The sequence below is a fragment of the Rhizobium sp. RCC_161_2 genome, from assembly GCF_041355235.1.
Taxonomy (GTDB): Bacteria; Pseudomonadota; Alphaproteobacteria; order Rhizobiales; family Rhizobiaceae; genus Rhizobium.
In genome coordinates this window covers 294,412-308,977 of the sequence record NZ_JBFUPL010000006.1, presented here as the reverse complement: position 1 = coordinate 308,977, position 14,566 = coordinate 294,412, and the positions used below count along the sequence as shown (strand labels likewise).

13 protein-coding genes and 1 pseudogene are annotated in these 14,566 nt (G+C 58.4%); 8 read left to right on the top strand and 6 right to left on the bottom strand.

The annotated features are described in order from the left end of the window. Positions 1 to 105 precede the first annotated feature (105 nt). Entirely contained in the window at positions 106 to 1,176 is a 1,071-nt protein-coding gene (locus tag AB6803_RS18015; RefSeq protein WP_371110261.1) for a LacI family DNA-binding transcriptional regulator, read from the bottom strand. Between the two features lie 466 nt (positions 1,177 to 1,642). Here AB6803_RS18015 and AB6803_RS18010 point away from each other — a divergent pair, with 466 nt between their 5' ends. The 4 genes and pseudogenes from AB6803_RS18010 to AB6803_RS17995 form a co-directional block, all read left to right on the top strand. Beyond that, complete coding sequence (locus AB6803_RS18010) at positions 1,643 to 2,605, top strand: sugar-binding protein (protein ID WP_371110168.1); 963 nt, start codon at positions 1,643 to 1,645, stop codon at positions 2,603 to 2,605. Between the two features lie 115 nt (positions 2,606 to 2,720). Then, positions 2,721 to 4,262, top strand: a complete 1,542-nt coding sequence (locus AB6803_RS18005; protein ID WP_371110167.1) for a sugar ABC transporter ATP-binding protein — start codon at positions 2,721 to 2,723, stop codon at positions 4,260 to 4,262. 29 nt (positions 4,263 to 4,291) lie between these two features. Continuing rightward, on the top strand, positions 4,292 to 5,287 hold the full coding sequence (locus tag AB6803_RS18000) for an ABC transporter permease (RefSeq protein WP_371110166.1): 996 nt from the start codon (positions 4,292 to 4,294) through the stop codon (positions 5,285 to 5,287). Positions 5,288 to 5,559: 272 nt separating this feature from the next. Then, positions 5,560 to 5,766, top strand: a pseudogene (locus AB6803_RS17995) (transposase); the annotation flags it as partial. A gap of 79 nt (positions 5,767 to 5,845) precedes the next feature. Here AB6803_RS17995 and AB6803_RS17990 read toward each other — a convergent pair. The 4 genes from AB6803_RS17990 to AB6803_RS17975 all read right to left on the bottom strand — a co-directional run bounded on the left by AB6803_RS17990 (position 5,846) and on the right by AB6803_RS17975 (position 9,829). Next, complete coding sequence (locus AB6803_RS17990; RefSeq protein ID WP_371110165.1) at positions 5,846 to 7,303, bottom strand: PAS domain S-box protein; 1,458 nt, start codon at positions 7,301 to 7,303, stop codon at positions 5,846 to 5,848. A gap of 311 nt (positions 7,304 to 7,614) precedes the next feature. Beyond that, a complete protein-coding gene (locus AB6803_RS17985) occupies positions 7,615 to 7,893 on the bottom strand; it encodes a BON domain-containing protein (RefSeq protein WP_371110164.1) in 279 nt (92 codons plus the stop codon). Positions 7,894 to 7,943: 50 nt separating this feature from the next. Next, positions 7,944 to 8,123 (bottom strand): CsbD family protein, encoded by a 180-nt coding sequence (locus AB6803_RS17980; protein ID WP_371110163.1) that lies wholly within the window; start codon positions 8,121 to 8,123, stop codon positions 7,944 to 7,946. A gap of 203 nt (positions 8,124 to 8,326) precedes the next feature. Further along, the gene (locus tag AB6803_RS17975; RefSeq protein WP_371110162.1) at positions 8,327 to 9,829 is read right to left on the bottom strand and encodes a PAS domain S-box protein; all 1,503 of its coding nucleotides are present in this window, start codon (positions 9,827 to 9,829) and stop codon (positions 8,327 to 8,329) included. Positions 9,830 to 10,080: 251 nt separating this feature from the next. Between AB6803_RS17975 and AB6803_RS17970 the strand changes: the two genes are divergently transcribed. After that, positions 10,081 to 10,449 (top strand): response regulator, encoded by a 369-nt coding sequence (locus AB6803_RS17970; RefSeq protein WP_371110161.1) that lies wholly within the window; start codon positions 10,081 to 10,083, stop codon positions 10,447 to 10,449. 191 nt (positions 10,450 to 10,640) lie between these two features. Further along, positions 10,641 to 11,087, top strand: coding sequence for a PRC-barrel domain-containing protein (locus AB6803_RS17965; protein ID WP_371110160.1), 447 nt, complete (start codon positions 10,641 to 10,643; stop codon positions 11,085 to 11,087). 100 nt (positions 11,088 to 11,187) lie between these two features. Here AB6803_RS17965 and AB6803_RS17960 read toward each other — a convergent pair whose 3' ends face one another. After that, on the bottom strand, positions 11,188 to 12,195 hold the full coding sequence (locus AB6803_RS17960) for a LacI family DNA-binding transcriptional regulator (RefSeq protein WP_371110159.1): 1,008 nt from the start codon (positions 12,193 to 12,195) through the stop codon (positions 11,188 to 11,190). A gap of 203 nt (positions 12,196 to 12,398) precedes the next feature. Here AB6803_RS17960 and AB6803_RS17955 point away from each other — a divergent pair, with 203 nt between their 5' ends. Further along, the gene (locus AB6803_RS17955; protein ID WP_371110158.1) at positions 12,399 to 13,721 is read left to right on the top strand and encodes an alpha-L-fucosidase; all 1,323 of its coding nucleotides are present in this window, start codon (positions 12,399 to 12,401) and stop codon (positions 13,719 to 13,721) included. Between the two features lie 22 nt (positions 13,722 to 13,743). After that, positions 13,744 to 14,529, top strand: a complete 786-nt coding sequence (locus AB6803_RS17950) for a DUF4037 domain-containing protein (RefSeq protein ID WP_371110157.1) — start codon at positions 13,744 to 13,746, stop codon at positions 14,527 to 14,529. Positions 14,530 to 14,566 lie beyond the last annotated feature (37 nt).

Genomic DNA, 14,566 nt, shown 5'->3' with positions numbered 1-14,566 from the left:
CCTGCCGGATTTACATCGTCGCCAACTGTCGACTGACATGAAAAAATTCATGCCAGTCGATCAGGAAAAACAGCGCCTTTCCAATGGAGGCGAGCTGCCATCTCATCAGATCTTGCGCGCCCTGCGAAGGCCTGCCGTTGCACCTGCAATCGCATGCGCCCCGGCGGGAGCGGCGACGGACGCCCGTTTGACGAGCGAGCATTCCAGTTTGGTAATCTGGTAGCGGCGTTCCCGTGGCAAGGTCGTGGTATCGAGATGTTCGATCGCCCATTGGCCCATCGCCATGTGTGGAAGGACAGAGGTGGTCAGAGGAGGCACGAGATGACGGGAAATGTCCTCGTCGTCGTAGCCCACCACCGACATATCCTCCGGAATGTGCAGTCCGGCCTCCTTCAGAGCTTCGTAACACCCGATGGCTGTGCGGTCGTTCTGGCAGAAGATTGCCGTTGGGCGTTCAGCAAGCGAAAGCAATTTCATTGTCGCAGAATAACCAGCGCTCGCCGACCAGTCGCCCTCGATGACCAGCTCCGGGTCGAACGGAATATCGGCCGTTGCCAGGGCACGGCGATAGCCCGTCAACCGGTCCTGGGCCGCTTGCATCCACGGCTCACCGGTGATCGTCGCAATCCGATGATGGCCATGGGCGATCAGATGCCGGGTAGCGGTCTGGCCGCCTGCGATTTCGCTTGGGACCACCGCCGGAAAGGCATAGTCCGAGGTGTAGCAATTGAGAAGGACAAGCGGAATATTGAGATCGTAGAGATAGTCCGGGAGCTCTACCTCGCGAGTGAAGATCGTCATATAGATCAGCGCCGAGATCCCGCTATTGGCAAGGGCTTTTATCGCGCGTGGTTCCATCACCGGATCGCTCATGGTCTGGGCGACAAGCAGGACATTTCCGGCATTCCACGACGCCTGGCGTGCGCCTTCTATGGCAACGACCGCCTCCGGGCTGGTGGCAAGCTGGTCGACTGCAAAGCCGATGACGCCATCCAGTTTCGACACGGATACAAGCGCCGGCGGAACGGCAAACACCGGCGCGACATAGCCGAGCTGGCGGGCCACCTCAATGACCCTGTCGCGGGTCTGCTGCGACAGGCGCATGCCCGGCGTATTGTTGAGAATGAAAGAGACGGCAGCCTGCGAACATCCGGCAGCCTTGGCTATGTCCGTCATCGTGATCCTGTTGCCCAGACGACGGCCCTTCCGCTTCGGCGTTGTATTGCCGTCGGCCGTTTGCTCGCCGTCTGCGGCGCTTGTCCTTTTCATAACGATGTCTCGTCTCCCCTGAAGCGAAACTGGCGGACATTTCCCCACCGCCCTTTTCGCGCGCTAATTTTCATTAGCATCAATGAGAGGATTTCGGCAACCGTCGAAGGGGGAAAATGGCGATCCACCCACGTATCAAAGCGGCTCATCACCCAGAATCTTGATTGAAAGCGATATGTTCGCTGCCGAGCCGGATGATATGCCGCATGGCCACTTTAGTAATACTATTTACTAATCGAAATTAGTTGTATACCGTTGCTCGCGTGGCTGGACGTGCCGTTTCTCGCTTGCGAGAGGCCCTAGGAGGGGGTGAAGGACCGGTCTGCCGCGAATTGCAACTAGATCCCGACAACGGGTCTACGGGAGGAATATCATGAAATACGTAACTCGTGGTGCTGCCGCCTTTGCGGCAGGGCTGATGCTGAGCTGTGCAATGACGACGGTGACCTACGCCGCCGACAAGCCGACGCTGGCATTCGTCGTCAATGGCGCATCCGACTTCTGGAAGGCCGCCGAAGCCGGTGTCAAGAAGGCGCAGGCGGAGCTGCCGGATTTCACCCTGGAGCTGAAATATCCCGAGCAATCCTCGGTCGCGATCCAGCAGCGACTGATGGAAGACCTGGTCTCGGCCGGCGTCAAGGGCATCATGGTGTCCGCCGTCGATCCCAAGACCTCGACGGACGGCCTGAACAAGATCGCCTCGGAAACCGCCTTGTTTACGACGGATAGCGATGCGCCGAACACAAACCGCGTTGCTTATATCGGCTCGTCGAATGTCGATGCCGGCAAGCAAGCCGCCGAAATCGCCAAGAAGGCCATGCCGGATGGCGGCAAGTGCATCGGCTTTGTCGGCCTTCTCGGTGCCGACAATGCCAAGGAGCGTATCCAGGGCATGAAGGACGGTATCGCCGGCACGAAGATCGAGCTGACGGACGTACGTGGCGACGATATCGACCAGACGCGCGCCAAGAAGAACGTCGAGGACGCGCTTGTTGCCAGCCCTGACGTCACCTGCATGGTCGGCTTCTATTCCTACAACACGCCTCGCATCTACGAGGCGCTGCGCGAAGCGGGCAAGCTTGGCCAGATCACCGTCGTCGGCTTCGACGACGATCCGATCACGCTCGGCGGCGTCAAGGAAGGTACGATTGCCGGCACGGTCGTGCAGCAGCCCTATCTGTGGGCCTATCAGGGCATGAAACTGATGGCCGCCTATCTGAAGGGCGACAAATCGGGTATTCCTGATGGAAAGCTGATCATCATCCCGACGAAGATCATCGGCAAGGATGACGTCGACGCCTATGCCGCAAATCTGAAAGCGATGGCCGGCAACTGACTATCATCCTGCGACAGCGCCGGCGGTTGATCCGGCGCTGCTGTATTTTGATCGCGCGCCAAGCTGCGATCGGCATTGAAGCCGCATCGCATACCCTGCAGGCCTTGTATCCGTTATGAACCAACGATCAGATCCATTGGTATCAGCAAAAGCGACGGCTCCGTTTCTTAGCCTCACGGGCATCGGCAAAACCTATCCGGGCGTCGTTGCGCTGGACGACTTCTCGATGGATGTCGGCCCCGGCGAAGTGATCGGCCTCGTCGGCGAGAACGGCGCCGGCAAATCGACGCTGATGAAAATCCTGGGCGGCGTCGTAAAGCCGGATCGCGGAACCATTCTGCTCGACGGAGCCGAACATGCCGCCTTGACCGTCGAGAGCAGCATCGCGTCGGGAATTGCCTTCGTGCATCAAGAGCTCAACCTGTTCGACAATCTCGACGTTGCCGCCAATATCTATCTCGGCCGCGAACCCCTGCGCGGAGGCCCCCTAAAGCTCGTCGACCGCCGCCGTCTCCGGATGATGGTTGCGCCGCTGTTGAAGCGCGTGGGTGCGAACTTTTCGGCGGACACGCCGGTGGCCTCGCTGTCGCTTGCCCAGCAGCAAATGGTCGAGATCGCAAAGGCACTGTCCATTAACGCCCGCCTTGTGATCCTCGACGAGCCGACATCCAGTCTGCCGCTTGCCGAGACCGAAAAACTGCTTGCCGTCATCTCAGCACTTAAGGCGGACGGTATCAGCGTCATCTTCATTTCGCACCGCCTGCATGAAGTCGAACGCGTCGCCGACCGCGTCATTGTTCTCAGAGACGGGGCGCTGGCGGGAACGCTCCCCAAAAACGCAATCGATCACGACCGGATGGTAAAGCTGATGATCGGTCGGGTATTGAGCGCGCGCGTTGCGGAAGCCCAGCGGGCGCCCGGCAATGTCGCATTACAGGTCACCGCCATCCGCACTGCCGCCTATCCGGCCCGGCCGGTCGATCTCGCGATCAACTATGGTGAGATCCTGGGGCTCGCGGGGCTCGTCGGATCGGGCCGCACTGAGCTCGCTCGTGTGCTCTTCGGGATCGACAAGAGCTATGGCGGCTCCACGGTGCTCGATGGACAGGATATAAAGCTCACCTCTTCGACGGAGGCGGTCGCCAATGGCATCTTCCTGGTCCCCGAGGACCGCAAGCTCAACGGCATCCTTCTGGACCTGCCGATCTCGCAGAACATATCCTTGCCCAATCTTCCCGCCCACGCGCGCCGGTTCATGGTTTCATCCGAGCGGGAAAATGCCGCCGCCGAAATCCAGGGCAAACGGCTCGGCATCAAGGCGCCCTCTGTGTCGACCCGCACCGGCACACTTTCGGGCGGCAACCAGCAAAAGGTCGTTCTGGCCAAGTGGCTGTCGATGAACCCGAAGGTGATGATCTTCGACGAGCCAACGCGCGGCATCGATATCGGGGCGAAGAATGAAATCTACGGCCTGATGCGCAAACTCGCCGATGCCGGCGTGGCGGTCCTGATGATCTCAAGCGACATGGAGGAGGTCATCGGCGTCTCCGACCGTATCGCGGTCATGCATGAGGGGCAAATCGCTGGGATCCTCGAGAAGGACAGGTTCAGTCAGGAAAACGTGCTTTTGCTGGCCGTCGGCAAGGCGATACACTAACGGCTGCGGCCAAATCGAATGGATATACGATGAGTAAGAAAGATCTGGGCTTGCTCCTGTTGATCATCGCCGTCGGCGTTGTCGTCGCAATCATCAATCCGCGCTTCCTTCTGCCGATCAACCTGGCCAACACCTCCAATCTCATCGGCCTTTTCGGAATATTGTCGATCGGACAGGCCTTTGTGATCATCACCGGCGGGATCGAGCTCTCTGTTGGCTCCCTCGTCGCCTTCCTGGGCGTACTCTTCATCGATTTCGTCGCCGTCCAGAACATGCCCTGGCCCATCGCGCTGCCGGTGATCCTGATCCTCGGCGGCTTTTTCGGTGCCATCCACGGCTGGCTCATTACACGGCTCAACCTCCAGCCCTTTGTCGTCACCCTTTGCGGCTTGCTGATCTATCGCGGCGCGGCGCGTTTCTATACGGCAGATGGCACGGCTGGTTTCGCCTTCGGCCAGAACTTTCCCACCCTGGAATTCCTGACCGCGGGACGATTTTACGGCGTGCCGAATACCTTCATCGCACTGGTAATTATCGCGGCCGTCATGTGGGTAGTCCTGCATCGCTCCGTTTACGGACGCTATCTCTATGCCATCGGCAAGAACGAGGAAGCCGCGAAATATTCCGGCATCCGCACAGCCAAGATGGTGATGATCGCCTATGTCATATGCGGCGTTCTGACGGCGCTTTCCGCGATCTATTTCGCGATGTACACACGCTCGATTTCACCGGCGAGCCATGGACAGTTCTACGAGCTTTATGCCATTGCGGCGGCGGTCCTCGGCGGTTTTTCGCTGCGCGGCGGCGAAGGCTCCCTGATCGGTGTGGTCCTGGGCACGGTCCTGCTCCAGGAACTGCAGAACCTCGTCAATCTTCTCGGCATCCCCTCCTCGCTCAACTTCGCCGTCATGGGCGGCGTTATCCTGATCGGGGTGCTGATCGACCAGCAATGGACCGCAATCCGGGCAAGGCGGCTTTTGATATCGGCTGCCCGCCGACCTGACGCGCGGCAAGCCGCTGAGTGATCGCATTTCTCTCAAATGCAACTTACTCATATGCTCATGGCGACCTTGCTCCGCTCGGGCTTGACGAGGATGCCGTACCCACCGCATTTGTCCAAGCGTTTCGCTTGAAGCTCGGTGACTGACTGAGCGAGCGACTTCCACGCGATTTATCTTCTGGGCGCAGGCGAATTCTCACGCATGGCTCTACGGCCTTGGCTCGCGGCTCCTTCCCTGGTCACTCCAAGGAGCACTTCACACCTATGCAAGTCCGTGCTGGACGATCACTTGAAGACGCCATTCGCGATGCCATCAGGGCGGCCGGAGCCAGACTATGGTTTCTGCCGAAATATTCGCCCGATCTCAACCCCATCGAACAGGCCTCCGCCAAGATCAAGTATTGGATGCGCCACGCTCGAAAAAGAACCATCGCAGGCACCATCAAGCCAGACGAATGCGCCAACTATTTCTCCAACGCCGGATACACTTCCGTCAAAACATGAAACGCTCTAACCGAACGAGACGTCATGCAGATCTCTTCGCAAATGCGACGCTATCCGTGACCGAAACAGGTAGCGCAGATCATGCGACGAGACGATCTGCCTTGACCATGAGGCGAATCGACAAGCCTTCGCTTCTCCATTCACGAGAAATCTCGCCACCGAGTTGGCTGCGGACCGTCGCCTTGGCGAGGATACTGCCAAAACCATCACCGTCGGTTTGCCGGTCGACCGGCGGACCGCCACTCTCGGTCCATGTCAGGATAAAGTGCTCCGCATCCTCGACGCATGCGATATCGACTCGCCCGCCCGAGGTGGAAAGAGCTCCATATTTCGCGGCATTGGTTGCAAATTCGTGCAGCAGCAATGCAAAGCTCGTGACCGCGCTGCCGCTAATGGCGATATCGGGACCCGTAACGATGGCTCGCGATTGCCGGCTGTCGGTGGTGATATCATAGGGCGCAACAATCGTCTGGATCAGGGCATGCAGCGTGGTTGCCTGCTCGTTTCGACTGGCCGCGTCCGACGTGCGAGGAACCGTCAAGGCATGCGCCCGCGCCAACGCGTTCAATCGGGCCGAAACAGCGGAGGCAAGCTCTCCAGGTGTCGTCGCGGCTCGCGCGCTCAGAGACACAACGCTGCTTGCAAGGCTGAACAGGTTTTTGACGCGGTGGTCCATCTCCCTGATCAACAGATATTGCTGCTCTTCAGCGCGTCGGCGCTCGGTTATATCGCGCGCGATCTTGGACACGCCGATGACGCGGCCTTCGCGATTTTTGATCGGCGAGACCGATAGCGATATCTCAACGAGACTGCCGTCCTTCCGGCGTCGGATCGTTTCATAGTGATCGATGCGTTCGCCACGGCGGATGCGAGCCAGGAGTTCCGGCTCCTCGTTCTGCCGATCAAGCGGGATAAGCATGAGGACGGGCTGGCCGATCGCTTCGTGCGCCGTATAACCGTAAAGGCGCTCGGCACCACGGTTCCAGCTGACGATTTTACCGTTCAAGTCCTTGGCGAGGATCGCGTCGTCGGACGATTCGACGATGGCCGCAAACCGTTGGGCCGCCTCTTCAACACTTGCGCGATCGGTCAGATCGACGAGCATATTGACGGCACCGCTAAGGTTGCCGGCGGCATCGAAGATCGGTGTTGGAAATGCGAGGAACGCGGTACGCGTACCGTCCGGGCGCTCGGCAATCGCTTCAAGCCCTCTGACGGCACGTCTCTCTTTCAGCGCGATTGCCATGGGGCATTCGTCATGCGGCAGAGGCGTTCCGTCGGGCCAGTAGAGCTTCCAGGAGCCACAGAATTCGGTCTCACCAAGCTTGGGGCTGACACCCCACATCTCGGTTGCTGCCTTGTTGTAGAAGGTGATCCGGCCGAGCGCATCGGTCGTGTAAACAGCCTCCGGCAACGCTTCCAGGATGTCCTGAAGTGCCAGCGGATGGTGGAGCAAATTGGGTTGAGACCCGCTTCTCACGGACATGTCGACATATTCGGCGGCCGTCTCATTATCATTGGTCGACAGATGGCTCATCCCGTATGCTCCATTACCCGGCAATGCTCACATACTGATGTCTCGGCAAGCGTAGGTCTTCTGCGCATAAAGCCAAAGTCCAATCGGAGGGCATCGTATTTTAGTGAAATAATATCATAGAGGGGTTCGTTGTAAGTTCATTGCGAACTGGTCCCCATACCTACAGGTTAAGCATGCTGGGGATGGAGTGCGCTGGCGACTGGTCCCAAGGCCATGGAAACGGTCGCAACTGCGACGATGATCTTTTCACGAGGTTTCCTTCATAGCCTGGGTGTCTTTGTCCGCACGACCGTTGCTCATCAGCCTTCACGTCAGATATGGCAGGCCGAAAGACCGGCAATATCTGCCTGTATGGCGATATTATCGACGACGCGATTGCCGGCATATTCGCCGGCAATCGCAATTGCTGTCTCACGCGCCTGATCGGTCGTCACGACACCAGAGAGAATGATCGCGCCTTCTGTCGCGGTCACGTCGATCCTTGAGCCCTCGAGCCCATCGGCATAGGCAATCAGGCAGCGGATGGCTGCACAGGTCGCGCCCCTATCCGAGATGGATGTCAGCGATGAAAGCTTGGCCAGAAAGAGCATCGAGACGCCTCCGTGAGATCGCATGATCGGGAATTCAGGCGGCCGTCATCTCATCGAAGAATGTCTTTGACTGCGTCCTTGGCCTTGCCAATTTCACCCTGGATCTTTCCTTCGGTCTTCTCGGCGGCACCCTCTGCCTTAAGTCGATCATTGCCGGTCAATTTCCCGGTCGTCTCCTTGATCGTTCCGGCGGCTTCCTTGACTGCGCCCTTGATACGGTTCTTGTCCATCGTCTCGTCTCCTTTGGTTGGGGTCTAGAACGAAGTGGCATCGAGCTTTCGACCGAAGCCATGATCCAAGAATTAGAGCCTCAGAACGACAGATTGCAGATCAGAAAATACTAGGCATGCTAGTAGGAAATAGCCTTTTCTCACTCCATCCGCTTCATTTCGCGAATGCAGGCCTTATCGAGCCTAGCGTGAGTATAGAGCCGTCACTTTGACTTAAGGCCCTTGGACGATGCCGAGGCACCCGTGAAACCACGCTCCCTGGCCCAGATGACGGCGGCGGCTCGCCGGTTTACGCCAATCTTTACGTAAAGCGATGCGACATGGTTGCGGATGGTATTCTTGGACAGACGAAGCGTTTCACTCATCTCCGCATCGCTTTGACCGCGACAGATCAAGGCAAGTATCTCCTTTTCACGATCGCTGAGATCGAGCAATTGCGCCGAGGGAGCCTTGCCGTTCGAAACCTGGCGCAATGTGGCGAGACGGTCGACGACCGAGCGGCTGAACCACGAGGTATCGGCCATGACACTCTCTATCGCCTCAACCAGTTCCGCTTCGCTGCGGTTGCGTTCGGTGACATCCTGCAGCGACCAGATCACACATTGCTGATCGCCGATTTCGACGCGCTCGGCGGATACGAGACAATCCGCCATCCCTCCATCCTTTTGCTTCATCCGCATCGCTTCGTCGCGAACTGCTACAGTGTCGGTAAGCTTCTTTTCCACAGCACGCCGGGCGGCGATATTGTCCCATAAGTGCAACTCGCTTGCCGTCTTTCCGACGACCTCCTCCAGGCTATAACCCGAGAGCTGGACGAAAGCATCGTTGACCTCCGTGAAGACAAAATCATCGAGACGAGAGATCGCCGCGGCCGTGGGCGAGAGCCTGAATGACTTCGAAAACCGCTCTTCGCTCTGGCGAAGTGCGTTCTGCGCCTTTCTCCGCGCATCAAGATCCGCGAATGTGAACAACATACATGGCTCTTCACCGACCGCAATCGGTTCGCCGGCAACGATCACCAGGCAATCACCACCGCCCGGAAGAGGAAGCAGGGCCTCCCGCTGCCGGATCATCTTTCCTTCCATGAGCTTCGCCGTGGCGTCCTCGCCTGTATCGCAATTGGCAAAGAGGCCGATCTGATCGACGGTCTTTCCGATGACCTCTTCCCGGGTATAATTCGTCATCTCTACGAAGCCCGGATTGACGCGAATGAAACGAAGATCGTCAAGGCGGCAAATCAAACCAGGCGCGGGATTGGCATTAAAGGAGCGTTCGAAACGCTCCTCCGCCTCAAAGAGCGGCGTGTCGTCCCGGATCACGAGCGCGAGCACATTTGGTCGGTCACCGGCATCCACGATGATCAGACTGCGGACTGTATGAACCCAGACGAGATCCGGCTCGGAGACTGGCGATATCTCGACCGTCACCTCCTCGACCGTCTCGCCATCGAGCAGGCGCTCTATCGGATATTGGCCCTCGTCCAGCGGATGGTTGTTGCGGTATCTGAGCTTGAAGGCTTTCCGGTAGCCTTCAACATCGCCGCCAAGCTCTTCGATTGCGGAGACCCTGTGCATTTGAAGCGCCGCACTGTTTGCCCAAGAGATCCCTCCTTCCGGGTCAAGCAGGATAATGCCATCGCTCAACCCGGCAACGAGTTCCCGTAGTACATTCCCATTCACATTTGGCGGCTGCAGCTCGTCGGTCATGCAAATCCTTACATCGCTTCTCTCCGGTTAAATAGAGACGTCTTGCAATAAGAGAAGCGCCGGTGACCCATCGGCTTGCCTGAATCCGCCGATGGTCACGGTGCGCTTACCGTCAATATAATTGAAAGGCACGGATCAATTCCGAGGCACGCCGCGTTACCCATGCTCTGAAGCCTGTCTTGAACCGCGCCGATTCATACCTGCTGTCACCAGCTTCGCAAGTGAGGTGACCAAAGAGAATTGAGACCTCAATGACCGATGCCCGTATTGCCGTTCTCGTGGTCGAGGACGAACCATTGATGAGGATGGACATTGCCGGTGCGCTGGAGGATGGCGGGTTCCTGGTCTTCGAGGCTGCAAACGCCGATGAAGCCATTGTCATCCTCGCGGAACACGCAGAAATCCGGGCCCTGTTCACCGATATCGATATGCCCGGCAGCATGGACGGGCTGAAGCTGGCATTCGCCGTTCGCGATCGATGGCCGCCCATCAAGATTATCGTGACGTCCGGCCACCAATCCATTCGGGAAGAGAACCTTCCAGTCGATGGGCGGTTTTTCAGCAAACCCTATGATCCCGAAAAAATTATCAACACCATAAGGGAAATGGTGGCGGCCTGAGAAAGGCCGCCACCGGTCATCATCCATATCGGCTCAGCTTTTGTTACCGCGCAGGTGGCATTGTCGGCAATCCTCACGAAGAAGCCGGAAAATAAGATAAATCAATGAGTTATGGAACGTCTTTTGCTGGCAGGAGTTACCTTCTTGTAACGGCACGCATGTTCGTCTGCCGCATTTTACAGGAGTATCGCATGAAAATTCGTTCGCTCATTTCGGGTTTGGCTCTCACGCTCATCAGCGGCGCGGCCTTCGCTCAGACGACCGCTGCAACCGGTGCAGATGCCGCCCTGGCCGGCCCCGGTATCACGATGGGCAAGACGGCAAGCGGCCCCTTAAAATATGTCAACATCCAGGATAACGATCTCGTCACGTCCAAGTTGGTCGGCGTCGGCATCTACAACAAGCAAAACGAGGCCATCGGTGAAATATCCGACGTAGTCATCGGGGACGGCAAGTCGGTGATTGGCATTGTCGCAAGTGTCGGCGGTTTCCTCGGCATCGGCGAAAGCTATGTCGTTCTCGATCCATCCTCGATCGCGCTGGCACAGGACAACAGCACTTGGAAGGCTTATGTCGACACCTCGAAGGATGATCTCTCGAAGGCGCCGAAGCTCGACTATTCCAAATTGAAGAAATGATGATCGGGGCCAGCTTCGAGCTGGCCCTTTTCCTTGCGACCGCCTTGAACGCATCGAGTCGCCGACCAAGTAATTTGGAATAGTCCGGTCAAAAGACCCCTTAGATCCTTCGACAGGAATTGCCGGGGACGAATTTGGGAGTGAGAACGAAATCCTGCGGTGGCTCGATGGCAGCTTGTGGGCTGGTGATCCGGTGCATGAGGCGCCGGGCAATGATACCCCCCAAGGCCAGCGTATCCTGGACCACCATGGTGATCCGTGGGGTGATGACAGAACTCCATTGCACATTATCGATCATGGCCAGCGAAATGTCCTCGGGGCAGCGGAAGCCCAATTCCTGCATAGCCTGTAGCGCCGACAAAGCCACCGCGTTGTTGGCCCCGAGGATGGCCGTGGGCCGTTCGAGCTGGACGAGCAGGCGCATTGCCGCCTCGTAGCCGGCGGTACGGGTGAACTGTCCGTCGACGACGAAATTCGGATTCACCTCGACGCCGGCATTCGCCATGGTGTCCACGAAACCGCGATAACGTTCGGTCGCCGTGTGCATATGGCTCGGACCAGCAATGAAGGCGATGCGCCGGTGGCCAAGCTGCAGGAGATGTTCGGTGAGCATCGCTCCGGCGAGGTGGTTGTCGGAGCCCACGAAGTCGCGCTCGATGCCAGCAACCTTCTGGTCGAAGCAGACGACCGGCACGTTCAATCCGCCGATGAAGTCGACATAGTCCTGATCATATCCCGATGGCGCAAGCGCCAAGCCTGCCGCCTTGAGGCCAATCAGGTGTTCGACCATGGCCCTTTCACGCTCCGTCTTGCCGGAGGAATCGGTGACGAGCACGAAATGGCCATGGTCGAGCGCGTAGTTCTCCAGTTCGCGCCGGATGTCGCCAAAAAATGGGTTGCCGACATTGCCAACGACAAAGCCGACCATGCGGCTGCGTCCGCGCGCCAGGCTCTGGGCGAGCGGATCGGCAACGTAGCCGACCGCCGCGACGGCATGGCGGATTTTTTCAAGCGTCTTCTGGCTGACGCGAGCCGGATTGCTCAGAGCCAACGAGACCGTCGATACGGATACGTCAGCGAGTTTGGCGACATCGCGAATTGTGGCCATCAGATTTTCGAACCGTTTCTATCGCCTTCAGCCTTCCCGTTGAAGGCACGCTTTTAAGCAATCCTCTGTCACATATCTATCATTTGCTGGCGCCCAGACAATATGCCGGGCGACGATTTCAACAGTACGCTTGACATCCGGGATGAGAGAATCAATGATTAATCGAACCGGTTCGATAAAGCTGGAAACCTTGGGAGGATAGTGTGACCAACGCAGCAACGATCAGTGGTGGCCGCGATGCGGTCGATGGCAAGTCGTGGTTTACGCATGACCGCTTCGGCATGTTCATCCATTTCGGGCTTTACGCGCTCGGCGCGCGGCACGAATGGCTGAAGAACCGAGAGGAATTCACCACCGAGGCCTATCAGAAGTATTTCGACAATTTCGATCCGGATCTCTACGACGCCCGCGAATGGGCACGACGCGCCCGCGCGGCCGGCATGAAATATGTCGTACTGACCGCTAAACACCACGAAGGCTTCTGCCTCTGGGACAGCAAAGTCACCGACTACAAGGTCACCAATACGCCCTACGGCAAGGACCTGATCGGACCCTATGTCGAAGCCTTGCAGGCCGAAGGGCTCAAGGTCGGGTTCTATTATTCGCTGCTCGACTGGCACCACCCAGACTTCCCGATCGATACGCATCACCCGCAGCGCAACCATCCCGATGCGGCCAAACTCAATGAAGGCCGCGACATCTCCCGTTACGCCCAATATATGCGCGATCAGGTGACCGAGCTTTTGACCGATTTCGGCAAGATCGACGTTATCTGGTTCGATTTCAGCTATCCTCGCCGCGTGCACAAGGGACTTCCCGGCAAAGGCCGCTCCGATTGGGAAAGCGATCGCCTGATCAAGCTGGTGCGTGAGCTGCAGCCCGACATTATCGTCGGCGACCGCCTCGACCTGCCGCGCGACGCGGATCACATGCCCGATCTGGTGACCCCGGAACAATACACGCCGCGTGTCGCGCCGACCGTCGCGGGGCTGCCGGTGCGCTGGGAAGCCTGCCACACCTTCAGCGGCTCCTGGGGCTATTATCGCGACGAGACGACCTGGAAGGATGCCGGCCAGCTCATCAATATCCTGATCGACACGGTCTCGCTCGGCGGCAACCTGTTGATGAATGTCGGCCCGACCGGACGCGGCACCTTCGACACCCGCGCCATCACCGCGCTTGACACCTATGGAGACTGGATGCGGCTCAACGGGCGCGCCATCTATGGCGCCGGACCGTCCACGTACAAGGCGCCGAACGGATGCCGTTTTACCCAGAAGGGTAACCGGCTCTATTTGCATGTGCAGACCTGGCCGTTCCGGCATATCCATATCGAGGGACTGGGGCGCAAGGTGAAATATGCGCAGTTCCTGCACGACGCCAGTGAACTGCACTGGCTGGATCCGGATGCCGAGGTGGATTCCAACATCGGCGTTGCCGTCGGAGAGGGCATATTGACCCTCGAATTGCCGGTCCTGAAGCCCGATGTGGTGGTTCCAGTGATCGAACTGATCCTGAAGGATTGAGCGTCCTCCGGTCGGTGCTGTCATGAGCCGCGAAGCCGAACTCATTGCCGCAATGACGCCGTTGATCGCCGATCTGGCCGAAGACGGCAATGGCGCCGTCGCTTTGGCCGGCTCGCGCGGCAAGGGACGGTCGGATGCCCAATCGGATTTCGACTTCCGGGTCTATGCCGATGCCTATCACGGGCCGGACCTTAGGCAGACCGACTCATGGAGACGCTTCGAGGAGGCCATGCGCGGCTGGCAGGCCGAGGGGATCCGGATGGACGGGGTGTGGATGCGGCGCTATGCCGGCGTGCAGAGCGATCTCGACGCATGGCTTGCCGGCATTGCAGTCCCGAAGAATTTCGAATGGACGATCTGGGGCTATCATCTACCGACGGACCTTGCCAGCCAGCAGATCATCGCCGATCCGCGTGGTCTGCTGGCGGGATGGAAGCGACAATTGGCGCAATATCCCGAGGCGCTCAGGGCCTCGGTTCTGCGCCAGCACATGGACATTCTGCGCTATTGGGCCAAGGACTATCACTATGAAAGCAAGGTCGTTCGCCGTGACCTCGTCTTTCTGGTGGGGCTGACCGGGAAATTGGCCAACGCCATTTTGCAGACCGTCTTTGCCTTCAACCGGGCCTATTATCCGGGCGATGGCTGGAACTTGCCCATGGCAGCCGAACTCGACCTGCTGCCACCCGATTTCCTGTCGCGGATGACCGCCATTCTGGAACCGGGAGACGATCCCGACGCCTGGCGGCGCCAGCGAACGGAACTGATCGGAATGATCGCGGATCTGGAGGCGCTGATCGCAGCCTGAGGAGACTGCAAGACCAAACCGGAGGAGAGTGTCCGGA